This is a genomic window from Streptomyces sp. NPDC006476 (genome assembly GCF_040612015.1).
Classification (GTDB): Bacteria; Actinomycetota; Actinomycetes; order Streptomycetales; family Streptomycetaceae; genus Streptomyces; species Streptomyces griseorubiginosus_B.
Map to the genome: position 1 here is coordinate 37,517 of NZ_JBEXPK010000040.1, position 17,644 is coordinate 55,160.

Annotated in this window: 17 protein-coding genes; 5 read left to right on the plus strand and 12 right to left on the minus strand. The window is 69.8% G+C overall.

Annotated features, from left to right (window positions below):
• Positions 1-284 precede the first annotated feature (284 nt).
• The gene (locus tag ABZZ74_RS34890) at positions 285-1,184 is read right to left on the minus strand and encodes an SIS domain-containing protein (RefSeq protein WP_356771916.1); all 900 of its coding nucleotides are present in this window, start codon (positions 1,182-1,184) and stop codon (positions 285-287) included.
• Between the two features lie 200 nt (positions 1,185-1,384).
• On the opposite strand from ABZZ74_RS34890, the gene ABZZ74_RS34895 reads away from it, so the two are divergent.
• From ABZZ74_RS34895 to ABZZ74_RS34905, 3 genes are read left to right on the plus strand one after another with little or no spacing between them, the layout of a single operon-like run.
• Positions 1,385-2,644: an extracellular solute-binding protein gene (locus ABZZ74_RS34895; RefSeq protein WP_356771918.1), complete on the plus strand. Its 1,260-nt coding sequence runs from the start codon at positions 1,385-1,387 to the stop codon at positions 2,642-2,644.
• Between the two features lie 26 nt (positions 2,645-2,670).
• Positions 2,671-3,612 carry a sugar ABC transporter permease gene (locus ABZZ74_RS34900; protein ID WP_356771920.1) on the plus strand — a complete coding sequence of 314 codons (942 nt, stop codon included), beginning with the start codon at positions 2,671-2,673 and terminating at the stop codon, positions 3,610-3,612.
• Complete coding sequence (locus ABZZ74_RS34905) at positions 3,609-4,496, plus strand: carbohydrate ABC transporter permease (RefSeq protein WP_356771922.1); 888 nt, start codon at positions 3,609-3,611, stop codon at positions 4,494-4,496. The genes ABZZ74_RS34900 and ABZZ74_RS34905 overlap by 4 nt, the downstream gene beginning before the upstream one ends.
• A 41-nt stretch (positions 4,497-4,537) precedes the next feature.
• Here ABZZ74_RS34905 and ABZZ74_RS34910 read toward each other — a convergent pair whose 3' ends face one another.
• Complete coding sequence (locus ABZZ74_RS34910) at positions 4,538-5,326, minus strand: DeoR/GlpR family DNA-binding transcription regulator (protein WP_356771924.1); 789 nt, start codon at positions 5,324-5,326, stop codon at positions 4,538-4,540.
• A gap of 164 nt (positions 5,327-5,490) precedes the next feature.
• Here ABZZ74_RS34910 and ABZZ74_RS34915 point away from each other — a divergent pair, with 164 nt between their 5' ends.
• Entirely contained in the window at positions 5,491-6,333 is an 843-nt protein-coding gene (locus tag ABZZ74_RS34915; protein WP_356771926.1) for a class II fructose-bisphosphate aldolase, read from the plus strand.
• A gap of 13 nt (positions 6,334-6,346) precedes the next feature.
• Here ABZZ74_RS34915 and ABZZ74_RS34920 read toward each other — a convergent pair whose 3' ends face one another.
• Positions 6,347-7,075, minus strand: a complete 729-nt coding sequence (locus tag ABZZ74_RS34920; protein WP_356771928.1) for a FadR/GntR family transcriptional regulator — start codon at positions 7,073-7,075, stop codon at positions 6,347-6,349.
• Positions 7,076-7,412: 337 nt separating this feature from the next.
• On the opposite strand from ABZZ74_RS34920, the gene ABZZ74_RS34925 reads away from it, so the two are divergent.
• A complete protein-coding gene (locus ABZZ74_RS34925) occupies positions 7,413-9,644 on the plus strand; it encodes an alpha-L-fucosidase (protein ID WP_356771930.1) in 2,232 nt (743 codons plus the stop codon).
• Between the two features lie 96 nt (positions 9,645-9,740).
• Here ABZZ74_RS34925 and ABZZ74_RS34930 read toward each other — a convergent pair whose 3' ends face one another.
• From ABZZ74_RS34930 to ABZZ74_RS34970, 9 genes are read right to left on the minus strand one after another with little or no spacing between them, the layout of a single operon-like run.
• Positions 9,741-10,460: a FadR/GntR family transcriptional regulator gene (locus tag ABZZ74_RS34930; protein ID WP_356771932.1), complete on the minus strand. Its 720-nt coding sequence runs from the start codon at positions 10,458-10,460 to the stop codon at positions 9,741-9,743.
• A 2-nt stretch (positions 10,461-10,462) separates the two neighbouring features.
• Positions 10,463-11,461: an aldo/keto reductase gene (locus ABZZ74_RS34935; RefSeq protein WP_356771934.1), complete on the minus strand. Its 999-nt coding sequence runs from the start codon at positions 11,459-11,461 to the stop codon at positions 10,463-10,465.
• Between the two features lie 22 nt (positions 11,462-11,483).
• Positions 11,484-12,521 (minus strand): sugar kinase, encoded by a 1,038-nt coding sequence (locus tag ABZZ74_RS34940; RefSeq protein ID WP_356771937.1) that lies wholly within the window; start codon positions 12,519-12,521, stop codon positions 11,484-11,486.
• Positions 12,518-13,147, minus strand: coding sequence for a bifunctional 4-hydroxy-2-oxoglutarate aldolase/2-dehydro-3-deoxy-phosphogluconate aldolase (gene eda / locus ABZZ74_RS34945; protein WP_356771939.1), 630 nt, complete (start codon positions 13,145-13,147; stop codon positions 12,518-12,520). The genes ABZZ74_RS34940 and eda overlap by 4 nt, the downstream gene beginning before the upstream one ends.
• Positions 13,144-13,905 (minus strand): SDR family oxidoreductase, encoded by a 762-nt coding sequence (locus ABZZ74_RS34950; protein ID WP_356771941.1) that lies wholly within the window; start codon positions 13,903-13,905, stop codon positions 13,144-13,146. The genes eda and ABZZ74_RS34950 overlap by 4 nt, the downstream gene beginning before the upstream one ends.
• Entirely contained in the window at positions 13,902-14,945 is a 1,044-nt protein-coding gene (locus ABZZ74_RS34955; RefSeq protein ID WP_356771943.1) for an alcohol dehydrogenase catalytic domain-containing protein, read from the minus strand. The genes ABZZ74_RS34950 and ABZZ74_RS34955 overlap by 4 nt, the downstream gene beginning before the upstream one ends.
• A complete protein-coding gene (locus tag ABZZ74_RS34960) occupies positions 14,942-15,379 on the minus strand; it encodes an RbsD/FucU domain-containing protein (protein ID WP_356771945.1) in 438 nt (145 codons plus the stop codon). Before ABZZ74_RS34960 ends, ABZZ74_RS34955 begins: the two co-directional genes overlap by 4 nt.
• 12 nt (positions 15,380-15,391) lie before the next feature.
• On the minus strand, positions 15,392-16,279 hold the full coding sequence (locus ABZZ74_RS34965; RefSeq protein WP_356771947.1) for an amidohydrolase family protein: 888 nt from the start codon (positions 16,277-16,279) through the stop codon (positions 15,392-15,394).
• Positions 16,272-17,597: an L-fuconate dehydratase gene (locus ABZZ74_RS34970; RefSeq protein WP_356771949.1), complete on the minus strand. Its 1,326-nt coding sequence runs from the start codon at positions 17,595-17,597 to the stop codon at positions 16,272-16,274. The genes ABZZ74_RS34965 and ABZZ74_RS34970 overlap by 8 nt, the downstream gene beginning before the upstream one ends.
• Positions 17,598-17,644 lie beyond the last annotated feature (47 nt).

Consider the following 17,644-nt stretch of genomic DNA (forward strand, 5'->3'; position numbering starts at 1 on the left):
GGCAGGGCGTGCGAAGTGCTTGATGTTGCGTGCGCATGCAAGATTTCAAGCGATTTCGCACATGCTCTTGCTGTAGGCGCCACCTGTCAACATGTCAGGCACGCGGCCTCCCGAGCCTCCCGGCGACTGTCCTCGACCCGCTGTCGTCCCTGGTGGCGGTCGGTTCCGGGCCTTGCTGAGAGGTCTCGCCGGGCCCAGAAACCGCTTGTAACGGAGGGGTAAATTCTGCTCCCCCGCCGAGATCCGCCCCGCCTCGCCGAGATCCGCCCCGGGGCGCCGCCGGGTCAGGCCAGGATCACGGAGCGGGTCAGATGGCGCGGATTGTCCGGGTCCAGTCCGCGCGCCGCGGCGAGGGCCGCGGCCAGCCGGTGCACCACGACGAGGTCGGCCAGTGGGTCCCGGCCCAGCGCCACCAACTGCCCGCCGGTGCGCGCGATGTCGTCGGCGAGACCGGACGGCAGGGCCGCCGGGTCCCCGAACCACCACGTCACACGGCCGGGACCGGTGACACTGATCGGACCGTGCCGGTACTCCATCACCGGGTATGCCTCCGTCCAGGCGCCCGCCGCCTCGCGCATCTTCAGGGCCGCCTCCTGGGCGATCCCGTACGCCCAGCCCTGACCCAGGAACGTGAACTGCTCGGCCTCCAAGACCGCGTTCGGCAGAGGTTCGCTCAGCGCCGAGTGCCCCTGCAGCGGCAGATGCCCGAGGTTCTCGCCCAACAGCGCCCGCAGCAGCACCAGTTCGGTGCTGGCGAACCGGGTCTGGACGACCGAGATCTCGTCGGCGAAGTCCAGCAGGACGACCGCGTCGGCCACTTCCGTCACCGGCGATTGCGGTACCGCGGTCACCGCGGTCGTGGCAATGTGCCCGCCAAGCCGGCGCAGCAGTTCCAGCACCTCGGTCGTGGTGCCGGACCGGGTCAGCGCGACCACCCGGTCGTAGGCGCGCCCCGTCGGCATCTCGGAGGCGGGAAAGGCGTCGGTCTCGCCGTGGCCGCCCGACTCCCGCAGGGCCGCGTACGCCTGGGCGATGAACCAGGACGTCCCGCAGCCGACGACGGCCACCCGCTCGCCGGGCCGAGGCAGCGAGGCGGAGAGGGTGTCCTCGGGGTGCCGGGCCAGTGCCACGGCCCGCCGCCAGCAGTCGGGCTGGGTGGCGATCTCGATCTCGGTCTGACTCATCGGGAGAACTCCCCTCTCGGGCGCGCGGCGTGACCGATGTGTGATGTGACGGCCCTTGACACCGTGCGCAATTGATTGAGCATCATGTCGTTCGATGATTGATAGCACCGCTAAGCGAGCATAAACAAGCATGAGCGCGAGCTTGCAATCAGGCGGGCCCGCGTCAGTCGAAGCACGCGATGCGTGCGGAGAGGCAGTCCGTGAAACGGCACCTCGCAGGTCTCGCCGGGGGACTCACCCTGGTACTGGCCATCACCGGATGCGGCAAGGGCAGCTCCTCGGACAGCGGCGGATCCGACGGCAGGACGATCCGGTTCGTCGCGGCGAAGTACGACGACGACACCCAGGCCTACTGGACGGCACTGATCAAGGACTTCGAAGCCGCGAACCCCGGTTACCGGGTGAATCTCGAAGTCGTCGACTGGGAGCAGATGGACTCCAAGGTCAAGACGTACGTCCAGACAAAGCAGGAACCCGACGTCCTCAACTACAACAAGTTCTCCGACTTCGCCCGCGACGGCCTGGTCTACAAGGCGCAAGACGTCGTCGACCGCAGGGTGCTGACCGACTTCCTCCCGCTGTTCCGGGACAAGGCGCAGTACGAGGGAGTCCAGTACGGCCTGCCCCTGCTGTCCAGCGCACGCCTGTTCTTCTACAACAAGGACATCTTCGCCAAGGCGGGTATCGCCCGGCCGCCGTCCACCTGGGCCGAGGTCGAGGCCGACGCCAAGAAGATCAAGAGGGCCGGTTACATCGGCCTCGGGCTGCCGCTGGGGGCCGAGGAGGCCCAGGCGGAGTTCCAGATCTGGGCGATGAACAACGGCGGCGGCTGGACCGACGGCTCGGGCAAGTGGGCGATCGACCAGCAGGCCAACGTCGACACGCTCACCTATCTGCGCAAACTGACCAAGGAGAAGGTCACCCAGCCCAACCCGGAGGCCACCAACCGCAAGGACGTCTTCAACGAGTTCGCCCAGGGCAAGATCGGCATGCTCAACGGCGCGGTCTTCATGCGCAAGGGCTTCATCGACCCCGTCAACCCGAAACTCAACTACGGCGTCGCGGCCCTGCCGAGCAAGGACGGCAGCACACACAAGACGCTCGGCGTGCAGGACTACCTCGTCGCGTTCAAGAAGAGCGGCGGGTCGAACAAGGCCACGGTGAAGAAGTTCCTCGACTTCCTCTACCAGAAGGAGAACGCCGCCAGGTTCCTCTCCACCGAGGGATTCCTGTCGGTCACCAAGTCGGCCGGTGACGCGCTCAGTTCCGACAGCGCGAACGCCGCCTACTACAAACCGTTCGTTGACGCCCTCGCCGACGCGGAGTTCGCCCCCGCCGACGACCCCGCCTGGGCCGCGGTCGACGGCGCCGTGAAACAGCGCATCGGCACGGCGGTCGCCGGCGGCGACCCGGCGAAGGTCCTGGGCGAGATCCAGAAGACCGCGCAGAAGGGCGAGTGACGTCGGTGGCCGTACATGATGTCACCGTGAGCGCCGCCGGGACCGGACAACCGGCCCCGGCGGCGCCACCCCCCACGCCGCACCGCCGGCGCAGGTCATGGCGCGTGCTGGAGCCGCTGCTGTGGCTCGGTCCCGCGATCCTCCTGATCCTGGCCATGGTCGTCTGGCCGGTCTTCGAGATGGCCCGTACGTCCCTGACCCGGGTGAGTTCCACCGGACTGTCACAAGGGTTCGCCGGCCTGCGCAACTACTCCGACCTGTTCGCCGAGGACGACCTGCCCGGAGTGCTGCTGCGCACCCTCGTCTGGGTCATCGGCGTCGTCACCGTCACGATCCTGCTCTCTCTCGGCCTGGCCCAACTCCTCAACTCCCGTTTTCCCGGGCGCCGGTTGGTGCGGTGGGCGCTGATCGTGCCTTGGGCCTCGTCCGTGCTGATGACGGCGCTCATCTGGCGGTGGATGCTCAACGACTTCTACGGCGTGGTCAACCGGCTGCTCATGGACCTCGGCGTACTGGACGCCCCCGTCAACTGGCTGGCCCGCCCCGGGCAGGCCCTGGTCGCGATGATGGGCGTGGCGGTGTTCGTCTCGCTGCCGTTCACCTCGTTCGTCCTGCTGGCCGGAGTGCAGAGCATCCCCGCAGAGGTGTACGAGGCGGCGCGGGTGGACGGCGCGGGGCCGGTCCGCGGCTACCTGGCCATCACCCTGCCGCTGCTGCGTCCCTCGCTGGTGGTAGCCGCGATCATCAATGTCATCAACGTGTTCAACTCGTTCCCCATCATCTGGGCCATGACGCGCGGCGGCCCCGGTTTCGCCACCGACACGACGACCACCTACCTGTACAAGCTCGCCTTCGACAACCAGTCGGTGGGGGAGTCGGCCGCCATGGCCGTCGTCAATTTCGGGCTGGTCCTCGCCGTGGTGCTGGTCTATCTCCGCGTCGTCCGCCGACAGGAGGACACCGCGTGAGCAGGACCGCCGTCACGCCTCGTGAGGCCGCGCCGCGCAGGGGGCGGCCCCGGCCGATGAAACTGCGCACCGTCCTGCTCACCGCCGCGGGATGGCTGGTGGCGCTGGCGTTTCTCGCGCCCTACGCGGAGATGCTGCTGACGGCGCTCAAACCGACCCCCGAACTGATGAAGTCCCCGCCGTCCTATCTGCCCTCCCGCTGGCAGTGGTCGAACTTCACGCACATCTGGTCGCTCACCGACCCGCAGGTGAGTGACGCGATGCTGTTCTCGCTGTACGTCGCCGGGGCAGCGACGCTGCTCACCCTGGCCGTCGGCCTGCCCGCCGCGTACTACACCGCCCGGCACCGCTTCCGCGGGCGCGGCGCCTTCCTGCTGCTCGTACTCGTCACGCAGATGTTCGCGCCGACCGCGCTGCTGGTCGGCATCTACCGGGAGATGGTCAGCCTCGACCTGACCGACACCGCCGAGGGCCTCATCCTCGTGAACGCGGCGTTCAACCTGCCATTTTGCGTGTGGATCCTCAACGCGTACTTCACGAGCATCCCCCGGGAACTGGAGGAGGCCGCCTGGCTCGACGGCACCGGACGGTTCGGCGCGCTCACCCGTGTCGTCCTGCCGCTCGCGATGCCCGGTGTGGTCACCGCGCTCGTCTACACCTTCATCGGCGCGTGGAACGAGTACGTGGTGGCGCTCACCGTCACCTCCTCCAGTAACCGGATGACCTTGACCAGGGCGATTCCCGGGTTCGTCACCTCGTACCACGAGCAGTGGCAGTACCTGTTCGCCACCTCGCTCGTCTCGATCGTGCCCGTGGTGGCGCTGTTCGTCTTCGTGGAGCGTCACCTCGTCGCCGGGCTGACCGCGGGCGGTGTCCGCGGATGACGCCGGAATACACACCGCGGTCAGGGCAGCGGCATGTGGTGTCAGGCGCGGATGACCTCGACGCCGGCCGCCGTGAACGACTCGGTCAGCTGGTCCGAGGCGGCCCTGTCGGTCACCAGGACGTCGATGTCCTCCACCGGACAGATGCGGGCGAAGGCCCGCCGGTCCAGCTTGGAGGCGTCGGCGACCGCGACGACCTGCTGCGCCCGGCGGGCCAGCGCCCGGTTGATGCTGGCCTCGCCCTCATGGTGGGCGGTCGCCCCGTGGGCCACGTCGATGGCATCCACCCCGATGAAGACCTGATCCAGCGCGATCTCCGCGAGCAGTTCGGTGGCCAGCGGCCCGATCAGCTCATAGGACGCCGGCCGGGCCACCCCGCCGGTCACCACGAGCTTCACGTGGCGGCGTACGACCAACTCGTTCGCGATGTTCAACGCGTTGGTCACCACGGTGACCGCCGTCTCCGCACCGCCGGAACTCAGGTCGGCGCGGGTGGCCAGCGCCCGCGCCACCTCGGTGGTCGTGGTGCCGCCGTTCAACCCCACCACGGCGCCGGCCTTCACCAGCCCTGCGGCCGCGTGTGCGATCCGCTCCTTCTCCGGAGCGTTGCGCGCGGCCTTGTAGCGCAGCGGCAAGTCGTAGGCGATCGCGTTGATCACGGCCCCGCCGTGCGTGCGGGTGACCATCTGCTGGCGGGCCAGCTCGTCGAGGTCGCGCCTGATCGTTGCGGCGGAGACCTGCAACTCCTCGGCAGCTGCCTCGACTTCGATCCGCCCGTCGCGGGTCAGCATCTCGAGCAGTGCGCTCCACCGGGCCTGCGGTGCCGCCATGTCTCACAACTCTCTGTCGCTGGTGTGCGCAGCGATGTGCGCATGTCCATGAAACCACTGTGCGTGATTGGGTATTTTATGGCCTTCAAGCGAGCAAAATACTGCACATGTGCCAAACTTTTCTCGCGACCGGGCTCCCCGAAGTCCGCGACCGGAGGTCGGCAGTGGTACTGACTCCCACCGCCGCCGTGGTGAGCGCCGCCTGCCGCGACGGGCGGGCCGTCGGTGCCTTCAACGTGATCACCCTGGAACACGCGGAAGCCGTGATCACCGGGGCGGAAACCGCAGACCGCCCGGTCATCTGTCAGATCAGCGAGAACGCCGTACGGTTCCACGGCGGTCGGCTCGCCCCGATAGCCCGCGCCACCGCCGCGCTCGCCGAAGCGGCAGCCGTCCCCGTCGCGCTGCACCTCGACCACGTCACCGACGAAGCGCTGCTGCGCCGCGCCGCGGACTGCGGCTTCGGATCCGTCATGTTCGACGCGTCCGCGCTGCCGCACGCGGAGAACGTCGCCGCCACACGCGCCGCGACGCGGTGGGCACACTCGCGGGGCCTGTGGGTGGAGGCGGAACTCGGCGAGATCGGCGGCAAGGACGGAGCGCACGCACCCGGGGTACGCACCGATCCCGAACAGGCACGCGCCTTCGTCTCCGCCACCGGGGTCGACGCGCTGGCCGTCGCTGTCGGCAGCTCGCATGCGATGGCCACGCGCACCGCCCGGCTGGATCAGAAACTCATCGCCCGCCTCGCGGAGGCGGTCCCCGTGCCGCTGGTCCTGCACGGCTCGACGGGAGTGCCCGACGCGGAGCTTCGACGGGCGATGGCAGGCGGCATGGTCAAGGTCAACATCGGCACGGCGCTGAACGTCGCCTTCACGGGCGCGATACGCGAGGCACTCGCCACCGCGCCCACGGCTGTCGACCCCCGGCCGGCCCTCACCGCGGCGCGCCGGGCCATGGCCGACGCGGTCGCGTCGGCACTGCGGACCCTGTCGAAGGGCCGCTAGGACGGACGGACCGTCAGCCCTGCTTCTCCGGCGTCCCGTTCTCTTGTGCGGAACCGCCCGCACGCAGGTGTTCCCGCAGCCAGTGCTCGGTGTTGCTGACGTGGAGCAGGGCCGCTGCCTGGCTCACCGCGGCGTCGCGGGTGAGGAGGGCCTTGTAGATCGCCTCGTGTTCGGCGAGGGTCCGCCCGGAGGACTGGTCGTCCAGCTGGCCCCGCCAGATGCGGGCGCGCAGGGTGCGACCCGAGATGCCTTCGAGCAGGGTCAGCAGGCTTTCGTTGCCGGTGGCGGCCACGACGGCGCGGTGGAAGGCCGCGTCGTGGGCGTTGAGCCGCTCGACGTCGTCGCTCGCCTCCCGCATCGCGTCCAAGTGGCCCTTGACCTCCGCCAGTTGCTCATCGGTGATCCTGGCGGCGGCCAGTCCGGTGGCAAGTGGTTCGAGCAGCCGGCGGACCTCCATGAGATCCAGCAGGGCACCCGTGTCGCTCTGCAGCAGCTCCACCGCGCCGCCGAGTCCCTCCAGCAGCAGGCTGGGCTGGAGGCTGGTCACGTACGTGCCGTCGCCTCGCCGCACCTCGAGGACCCGGGCCACGGCCAGCGCCTTGACCGCCTCGCGGGCGAGGTTGCGGGAGAGGCCCAGCTGCGCGGCGAGCTCCGGCTCCGGGGGAAGCTTCGCGCCCGGCGGCAGTGCGCCGGAGCGGATGAGCTCACGGATCTGGTCGATGGCCCTGTCTGTCAGGGACAACGTGAGCTCCTTCCATGAGTGCGAACTGCGGTCCGGTACGCGGGTGACCGCGGCGGCGCCTCAGGTGTGGCGCTGATGATACCGGGAGGCGGTGGGGGGTCCGTCGTCGTAGCTCCAGACTGCCCAGACATTGTATGTTTGCTAGTGGACATAAGGGATCGAAAGGTAATTTTCGGGAGAAAATCGCAGGTGAGAAGCTGTTTTCATCCCTGCACGCCCGTTGACATGGTGGCGACATATGGCGGACCTTCTTCCGTAACAACCGGCGCAGCGCGTGGTGACTGTCGCGCCGGTCCCGCCTCTTCCGTCTGCCTCCGTCCGACACAGGGATGCCCCCATGTCCAGTTCGATCAACAGACGTCAGTTCCTCGCCGGCGCCACCTTCGTGGCCGCGGCGGCCGTCGCGGGGGGAGTGTTCGGCGCCGGCACCGCGCAGGCCGCTCCCAGCACCTACACCCCCTCGTGGGGTTCGGTGAACCAGCACCCGCCCGCCCCGGAGTGGTTCCAGGACGCCAAGTTCGGCATCTACTTCCATTGGGGCGTCTTCAGCGTCCCCGCGTACGACAGCGAGTGGTATCCCCGCAACATGTACATCGGCGGCAGCAACGCCAACACGCACCACATCGCGACCTACGGCGACCCCTCGGTATGGCCGTACCACAACTTCATCAACGGAGCGAACGACAAGGCGGGCCACTTCACCCAGTTCGCACCCAAACTCAAGTCCGCCGGAGGGAACTTCGACCCCGACGAATGGGCCCAGCTCTTCGTCGACGCCGGAGCGAAGTTCGCGGGACCCGTCGCGGAGCACCACGACGGATTCTCCATGTGGGACTCGCAGGTCAACGAGTGGAACTCGGTCGCCAAGGGCCCCAAGCTCGACCTGCTGAAGCTGTTCACCACGGCGATCCGCGCCAAGAACCTCAAGCTGCTGGTGGCGATGCACCACGCCTACAACTTCAACGGCTACTACGACCACGTGCCCGCCCAGACCGACCCCAGCCTGAAGAAGCTCTACGGACAGCTGGGCTCCACCGCCGAGAACCAGCTCTGGTACGACAAGCTCAAGGAAGTCGTCGACCGCGCCCAACCGGACATCCTCTGGGAGGACTTCGACCTGAACAAGGTAGACGAGACACAGCGCCTGAACTTCCTGTCGTACTACTACAACCAGGCCAATTCCTGGGGCAAAGAGGTCGTCGCCACCTACAAGGACGGCTTCAACGGCCACGGCGAGGTCTTCGACTATGAGCGCGGCGGCCCCGCCGACCGGACCGCGCCCTACTGGCTCACCGACGACAGCATCTCCAGCTCCAGTTGGTGCTACACGCAGGGGATCGGTTACTACAGCACCCAGCAGATGCTGCACTCCCTGATCGACCGGGTCAGCAAGAACGGCAACATGCTGCTGAACATCGCGCCGATGGCCGACGGCACGATCCCCCAGGGGCAGAAGGACGTGCTGCTCGGCATCGGTGACTACCTGAAGCGCTTCGGGGAGTCGATGTACGCGACCCGCGCCTGGACGCAGTACGGCGAGGGCCCGACCCGGATGGGCGGCGGCGCGTTCACCGCCCCGCTCGTCGGCACGGCACAGGACATCCGCTTCACCCGCAGCAAGGGCAACACGGTGCTGTACGCCACCGTCCTCGGCTGGCCCGGCAGTTCACTGAAGATCAAGACCCTGAGCTCGGACCGCATCAGCCTCTCCTCGCTCACCTCGGTGAAGCTGCTCGACTCGACGGCCGGCACCTACATCAACCTGGCCGCCCCGACGCAGGACTCCTCCGGGCTGACCGTGACGCTGCCCTCCTCGGCGCCGTACACCGCGGGCGCCTACGTCCTCAAGCTCAGCTTCTCCGGCCCGATCCCCCCGCTGAGGCCGGCGGTCGGGGCCGTGGTCTACCAGGACGTCAACTACTCCGCGAACTACGCGGTGCTCGACCCCGGCACCTACACGGCAGACCAGCTGCAGCTGGCCGGGGTGGATGCCCAGAGCATCTCCTCCCTGAAGCTGGCGGCCGGGAACCAGATCATCGCCTACAGCGGCGACAACTTCACCGGCACCTCCTGGACCTTCACCGCCGACAACCCCGACCTCAGGGTCACCGGCCAGAACGACCAGATCACCTCCCTGAAGGTGCAGTTCAATCCGGCCACCTACTTCCGCATCACCAACGTCACCGACGGCCTGGCCCTGGACAGCGGCGGGAACGTCGCGTCGGGGTCCAACCTGAAGCAGTACACGTGGGACGGCAGCCCCAACCTTCAGTGGCAGCTCGTCGAGGTCGGAGGCGGCTACTACAAGCTGGTCAACCGCACCAACGGCATGGTCGCCGACGGCTGGGGCGCCACGTCCAACGGTTCCCCGGCCCAGCAAGCGGCGTGGAACGGCAGCAACAACCAGCAGTGGACGGTCACCCACCGCGGTGAGGGCATGTGCACCATCGCCAACCGGGCCACCGGCCTCGTCCTGGACGGCGGCGGGAACGTGGCCTCCGGGTCGGTCACCAAGCAATGGGGCTACGGCAGCAGCACCAACCTGCTGTGGACCTTCACCGCCCAGTGAGACGGGCGTGAAGGCGGCGAACTGAGGGGATGCCCGGACGCAGAACCGTCCGGGCATCCCCTCGCTCTCCGTCGCCGCGGCGCGGACGCCTTCGTCTCACTCATGGGATCCCGTCATCGACAAGGCCTCCGTGGACTCCAGGTGCTGCCGCAGCCACTGCTCGGTGTTGTTGACGTGCACCAGGGCCGCGGCATGGCACAGCACGGCGTCACGTGCGGCCAGGGCAGCGTAGATCGCCTCGTGCTCCGCGAGCGTACGGGCCGCGGCGCGGGTGTCCACCAGACCACGCCAGATCCGGGCACGCAGCGTGCGGCCCGAGATGCCCTCCAGCAGGGTGATCAGCGTTTCGTTGCCGGTGACGTCCACGATGGCGCGGTGGAACGCCACATCGTGCGCGTTGAGCCGCTCGACGTCGTCGCGCGCCTCGCGCATGGCGTCCAGATGCCGCTTCACCTCCGCCAGCCCGTCGTCCGTCAGTCGGGCGACTGCCAGGGCGGTGGCGGCGGGCTCGAGCAGCCGCCGCACCTCCATGAGGTCCAGTACCGCACCGGGGTCGCCCTGGAGCAGTTCCACCGCTCCGCCCAGGCCCTCGAGCAGCAGGCTCGGCTGCAGGCTGGTGACGTACGTGCCGTCGCCCCGTCTGATCTCCAGCACGCGCGCCACGGACAGTGCCTTCACCGCCTCGCGTGCGAGATTGCGGGAGAGCCCGAGCTGGGCGGCCAGCTCGGGCTCCGGAGGCAGTTTCGCACCCGGAGGCAGAGCCCCGGAGGCGATGAGTTGGCGGATCTGGGTGATCGCCTTGTCGGTCAGGGACACGGTCAGCTCCTCTCGCCGGGCGCGAAGGGGGTCTCGGGGCGGAGGAGCCCTTGGTCGCGCAGGTCGTGCCAGAGCTCCCGGGGAATCCGCTGTTGGTGCAGCCGCGCGTTGCGTCGGACCTGTCCGGGGTCGCGCATGCCGAGGGTGACGTTGATGACGCTGGGATGAGTGAGGGGGAAGGCGATCGCGGCGGCGGGCAGGGTGGTGCCATGAGCCTCGCAGACGTCGGCGATGGCACGGGCACGGTCGACGAGTGCGGGCGGGGCGGCCTGGTAGTCGTACTTCATGCCTTCGGCGGGCCGGTCCTTGGAGAGCAGGCCGGAGTTGAAGACGCCGACGGCGACAACGCTCTTGCCGTGCTCCTGTGCGGCGGGCAGGACGTCATCGAGGGCCGACTGGTCGAGGAGGGTGTAGCGCCCGGCGAGCATCACCACGTCGGCGGCGGTCTCGCGCAGGAAGCGAGCGAGCATGGCGGACTGGTTCATGCCGGCGCCGATGGCTCCGATCACGCCCTGGTCGCGCAGTTCGGCCAGGGCGGGCATGGCTTCGTCGGCGGCCTGGGGCCAATGGTCGTCGGGGTCGTGGAGGTAGACGATGTCGAGGCGGTCCAGGCCGGTGCGCTTCAGTGTCTCCTCGAGGGAGCGCAGGACGCCGTCCCGGCTGAAGTCCCAGTGGCGGCGCAGGTCGTCGCGGACGACGAAGCCCTCGGTGTCGACGCCTGTCGGGTGTTCGTTGGGGACGAGGAGGCGGCCGACCTTGGAGGAGATGACGTACTGATCGCGAGAGTGGCTGCGCAGGGCGGCGCCGAGCCGGTGTTCGGAGAGGCCGAGGCCGTAGTGGGGGGCGGTGTCGTAGTAGCGGATGCCCGCGTCCCAGGCGGTGTCGAGGGCGGCGGCGGCCTCCTCGGCGGTGGTGGTGCGGTAGAGGTTGCCGATGACGGAGGCACCGAAGCCGAGTTCGGTGACCTCGACGGCGGTGCTGGGGATCTTACGGCGGCGCAAGGGGTGCTCCTGACGGGGTCGTTCAGCGTCGGACGTGGGCCGCGGCGCCTGCGAGGAGGGCCTCGACCTCGGCAAGGGTGGCCATGGAGACATCACCGGGCGTGGTCATGGTCAGGGCGCCGTGAGCGGTGCCGTAGGCGAGTGCGCGTTCCAGGCCGGTACCGGTGAGCAGCCCGTAGATGAGGCCCGCGGCGAAGCCGTCACCGGAGCCGATCCGGTCCAGGACGTGCAGACCGCGCATGCGGGGGCCGCTGACCAGGCCGGTCTCGGGTGACCAGGCCAGCGAGGACCAGTCGTTGACCCCGGCCGAGGGCACTTCGCGCAGAGTCGTCGCCAACACTCTCGCCTGTGGCAGCAAAGACGCGACCGCGGCGAGCGCCTCGGGTACCTCGTCGTCGGTCAACCGCACGGCGCCCGGATGCGGGCCCGCGAGTCCGAGGGCACCCACGACGACGTCGGCGTGCCGGGCCAGACGCAGGTCGGTCTCGCGGGCCCGCTCGGCGCCACCCCGGCCGTCCCACAGGCTGGGCCGGAAGTTGGGGTCGTAGGAGACGGTGACGCCGTGCCGACGGGCGGCCGCCATGGCCTCGTCGGCGACGTCGACGGTGGTGTCGGACAGTCCTGCGAAGATCCCGCCCGTGTGGAACCAGCGCACCCCGGCCGAGAACACCGCGTCCCAGTCGATGTCTCCCTTGCGCAGTTGGGAGACGGCGGTGTTCGCGCGGTCGCTGACGCCCAGCGCCCCGCGGACGCCGAAGCCGCGCTCGACGAAGTTCAGGCCGTTGCGGGCCGTGCGCCCCATGCCGTCCGCCCCGACCCAGCGAAGGTGCGAGGTGTCGACGCCGCCCTGGAGGATCAGGTCCTCCACGAGTCGGCCGACCGCGTTGTCGGCGAGGGCGGTGACCACGGCGGTGCGCAGTCCGAAGCAGCGGCGCAGTCCGCGAACGACGTTGTACTCGCCGCCGCCCTCCCAGACCTGGAAGCTGCGGGCGGTACGGATCCGGCCCTCACCGGGGTCGAACCGCAGCATCACCTCGCCCAGGGCGATCACATCGGTCACGGTGCCGTCCTCTCCACTGCCTCGGCGGTCAACCGGCGGATCTCGTCGTACGCGCCGCGTTCGAGATGGCCGGACGTGGCGATCCAGCTGCCGCCCACGGCGAGGACCGAGGGGTGGCCGAGGTAGGCGGGCAGCTGGTCGGGGCCGATGCCGCCGGTCGGGACGAAGCGCGCCTGGGGGAAGGGTGCGGCCAAGGCGCGGAGCATTGCGGTGCCGCCGAGCGGTTCGGCGGGGAACAGCTTGACCGTGTCGAGGCCCGCCTGCAACGCGCGCATCAACTCGGTCGCCGTCGCCACGCCCGGCGCGACCGGGACTCCCAACTCGCGTGCTTTGGTGATGACTTCCTCGTCGAGGCCGGGCGAGACGAGGAAGCGGGCTCCGGCCGCCACGGCCCGTTCCGCCTGCTCGGCGTTGAGCACGGTCCCGGCGCCGACGGTCAGAGCGCCGTGCGCTGCCATCGCCTTGACGACCTGTTCGGCGTCGGGTGTGCGGAAGGTGACCTCCGCACAGCGGGCGCCGCCCGCCGCGAGCGCGTCGGCCAGGGGGCCGGCACTCGCGACGGACGGCACGGTGAGCACGGGCAGGAGACGCGACCCCGCCAGTACGGCGGCCAGGTCGGTGGTCATCGTCCGAGCCATCCGCCGTCGACGGGCAGGATCGTGCCGTGGATGTAGTCGGCGGCGGGGGAGGCGAGGAAGACGGTGGCGCCGGCGAGGTCGTCGGCGCTGCCCCAGCGTCCGGCGGGGATGCGCTCCAGGATGGCCTTGCTGCGGGACGGGTCGTCCTGGAGGGCCTGGGTGTTGTCGGTGGCGATGTAGCCGGGGGCGATGGCGTTGACGTTGACGCCGTGCGGCGCCCACTCGTTGGCCAGTGCCTTGGTGAGCCCTGCGATGCCGTGCTTGGCGGCGGTGTAGCCGGGGACGGTGATGCCGCCCTGGTAGCTGAGCAGGGAGGCGGTGAAGACGACCTTGCCCTGTCCGCGGGCCACCATCGTGGCGCCCACGGCCCGGGTGAGTGCGAACTGCGCGGTGAGATTGACCTGCAGGACCAACTCCCAGTCGGCATCGCTGTGTTGGGCGGCGGGGGTGCGGCGGATGGTGCCGGCGTTGTTGATGAGGATGTCCACCGGGCGTTCGCGTCCGGCGAGGTTCTCGCCCAGGGCGCGTACGGCGGCGGGGTCGGCGAAGTCGGTGCGGATCGCCTCGAACGAACGCCCGGCGGCGACGACGTCCTTCTCCACCTGGCTCCCGGACTGTTCCAGGTTGGCGCTGACGCCGATCACGTCCGCTCCGGCCTGGGCGAGCGCGCGGGCCATCGCCCGGCCGATGCCGCGTCGGGCGCCGGTGACGACGGCGAGCTTCCCCGTGAGGTCGAAGCTGCTCATACGGCGGCTCCCTGGGTGTCGTCGGTGCAGTCCACGAGGATCTTCATCACGTCTCCGCCGCTCTCCAGCGCCTCGAAGGCGGCCGGTGCCTCGGTCATCGGCACGATCTTGGTGATGAGGCGCTGAGCGGGGATGGTGCCGTCGGCGACCAGGGCGACGGCCCGTTCGAAGTCGCCGCGGTCGTACAACCGCGCGCCCACGAGGGTGAGTTCGCGCCAGAAGAAGCGGTGCAGGTTGATCTCGCGGGGCCTTGGGTGGATGGCGACCAGGCACAACCGGCCCCGCACGCCGAGGGCGTCGACGGCGGTGTCCACACCACCCGCCGCGCCGGAGACCTCGAAGGCGACGTCCGCACCTGCCTCGCCCGTCCACTGCTGGACGAGTTCGGTGATGTCGGCGGCGGCCGGGTCCCAGGTGCTCAGGCCCAACTCCTCGGCCAGCAGCCTGCGGTGAGCGTTCAGTTCGACCACGCGTACCTCGGCGCCGGCCGCACGGGCGACCAGGGCGATGAGGATGCCGACGGGTCCGCCGCCGACCACGACGACCTTCTCGCCGTCCTTCACCGCCGCCCGACCCACGTCGTGTACCGCGACCGCGGTCGGTTCGACGAGCGCGGCCCGGTCCAGGGGCAGGGTGGCGGGCAGCCGTACGAGGGTGGAGGCGGGCACCGTCCAGCGCTGCTGCATGGCGCCGGGGGAGTCGATGCCGATGAAGTCCAGGTGCTGGCAGATGTGTTGGTGGCCGGCGCGGCAGGCCGGGCAGGTGTCGTCCCAGCGCAGCGGCATCACGGTCACCGCGTCCCCGGGCCGCCAGCCCTCGACGCCGGGTCCGACGCGGACGATCCTGCCCGCCATCTCGTGTCCCAGTACGGCGGGCGTGGCGACCCGGGCATCCATGTCGCCGTGGAAGATGTGCAGGTCGGTGCCGCAGATGCCGACGTAGGCGGGGGCGAGTTCCACCTCGCCGGGGCCGGGCTCGGAGCCGGCGGCGGGCGCGGTGTCCAGGGTGCGGGCGGAGGTGTAGCGGACGGCGAGAGTCATCGTGGGGTCAGGGTCCCTTCCGCGCGGACGCCGATGGTCAGCAGCAGGTTGGCGTAGGTACGGGTGTCGCCGGTGACGACGGCGAGGGCCAGGTCGGGGGAGCGGGCGGCGTCGTAGAACGCGAAGCGGCCGCGGGTGTCGACGGGGACCGGTGCCAGTCGGGAGCGGTACTCGGCGATGGCCGGCGGCTCCGGCTCGTCTTCGGGCGGTACCATCACCTGCGCGGACTCCACGGGCAGGGCGCGCAACAGCACGTCCAGGACGGTGGTGACGTCGAGGGTGCCGGGTGCCAGGTTGAGGTGGACGGTTCTGGCTCGTTCGCCGACGGCGGTGCTGGCGGGGTAGTGGCCGTCGGCGAGCAGGACGCGGGCACCGTGCCCTGCTCCGGCCAGTGCTTCGAGGATGCCGGGGTGCAGTAGTTCGGTCAGCAGCACGCGGTCCTCTCCTTACTTCTGGTTCTCGTGGTCGGACAGGCGGTAGAAGGCTGTCGCCGTGTCGCAGAGCACCGCCTGCTTCTCATGCGGCGAGCAGTCGTCCAGCAGTTGTTCGACGGTGGCCGCCCAGCGGGTCCAGCCTCCGGCGAGGACACAGACGGGCCAGTCGGAGCCGAACATCAGCCGCTCGGGGCCGAAGGCGGTCAGCAGCACGTCCCAGACCGGGCGGATGTCGTCGATCCTCCAGGTGCGGTGGTCGGCCTCGGTGATCAGTCCGGAGACCTTGCACCGCACCTGGGGATGGCCCGCCAGCACGCGCACCTGGCGCGCCCAGTCGGACATAGAGGCGTGTCCGATGGGTGGTTTGCCCGCGTGGTCCAGGACGAGCGGGAGGTCGGGGAAGCGCTGGGCGAGGCGGATGGCCTGGGGGAACTGGTGACTGCGGATGAGCACGTCGTAGCCGAGGTCCCGGTCCTGTACGGCGCGCAGGCCCCGTTCGACGGACGGCTGCTGCAGCCACTCCGTGTCCGACTCGCCCTGCACCAGGTGGCGCAGGGCCCGCAAGTACCCGCCCCCTGGCTGGGCGCGCAGTTCGTCGAGTACGTCGCCGATCGCGGGGGACGTCAGGTCCGCCCAGCCGACCACCGCGCCGACCAGGGGATCCCGGCCGGCGAGGTCGAGCAGATCCGCCGTCTCCTCCACGGAGGTCACGCACTGCACGACCACCGTGCTGGTCAGCCGGCGCCCCGCGAGGGGCCGGTCGGCGGCCCGTCGCAGGTCCTCGATGCCGTGGCTGCGGCGGATCGGCTCGAGACCGGGCTCGTCCAGCCATGGCTGGGGCCGGCGGTCCAGGTCCCACATGTGGTGATGGGCGTCGACCAGGGGGAGGGGTTCAGACACGGGCGGACCAGACGGGGCCGTCGGGGTAGCTGTACTCCTTGAGGGAGGCGGGGTGCATCTGGGCGCTCAGTCCGGGCAGCGTCGGCGCGAGGTAGTGGCCGTCGACGATGCGGACCGGGTCCACGAAGTGCTCGTGCAGGTGGTCGACGTACTCGATGACCCGGTCCTCGGTGGTACCGGAGACGGCGATGTAGTCGAACATAGACAGGTGCTGCACCATCTCGCACAGGCCGACGCCGCCGGCGTGCGGGCAGACCGGTACGCCGAACTTCGCTGCCAGCAGCAGGATGGCGATGTTCTCGTTGACGCCGCCGACGCGGGCGGAGTCGATCTGCACGATGTCCACCGCGCCGGCCTGCAGCAGCTGCTTGAACACCACGCGGTTGGCGATGTGTTCGCCGGTGGCGACCTTGATGGGGGTGAGTGCCTTGCGGACGGCGGCGTGGCCGAGGATGTCGTCGGGGGAGGTGGGCTCCTCGATCCAGTACGGGTCGTAGGGGGCCAGGGCGCGCATCCAGTCGATGGCGGGCTGGACGTCCCACCTCTGGTTGGCGTCGACGGCGATGCGGATGTCCGGGCCGACGGCCTCGCGGGCGACGCGCAGGCGCCGTATGTCGTCCTGCAGGTCGGCGCCGACCTTCAGCTTGATCTGCGTGAAGCCGTCGGCGACGGCCTCGCGGGCGAGGCGGGCCAGCTTCTCGTCGGAGTAGCCGAGCCAGCCGGGGGTGGTCGTGTAGGCGGGGTAGCCCTGGTCGAGGAGGTGGCCGATGCGCTGCTCACGGCCGGGTTCGGCCCGGCGCAGGATGTCGAGCGCTTCTTCGGGAGTGAGGGCGTCGGACAGCCAGCGGAAGTCGACCTGGGCGACCAGGTCCTCCGGTGACATCTCGCCGAGGAAGCGCCACACGGGCTTGCCCGCGCGCTTGGCGGCCAGGTCCCAGGCGGCGTTGACGACCGCGCCGGTCGCCATGTGGATGGCGCCCTTCTCCGGTCCCAGCCAGCGCAGCTGCGGATCGTGGACGAGGGAGCGGGAGAAGGCGCCCAGGTCGGAGCAGACCTGCTCCACCGACAGGCCGACCACGTGCGGGGCGAGGGTGGCGATGGCGGCGGCCTGGGCGTCGTTGCCGCGTCCGGTGGTGAAGGCCAGGGCATGGCCCTCCAGTCCGTCGCCAGCGTCGGTGCGCAGGATCACGTAGGCGGCGGAGTAGTCGGGTTCGGGGTTCATGGCGTCCGAGCCGTCGAGGTGTTCGGAGGTGGGGAACCGCACGTCCAGGACGTCCAGGGCGATGATGCGGGCGGATGCGGGAACGGGGGAGGACATGGCGGCAACTCCTGTGAGGGGCAAGGGAGATGGGTCCCCTTGCGACG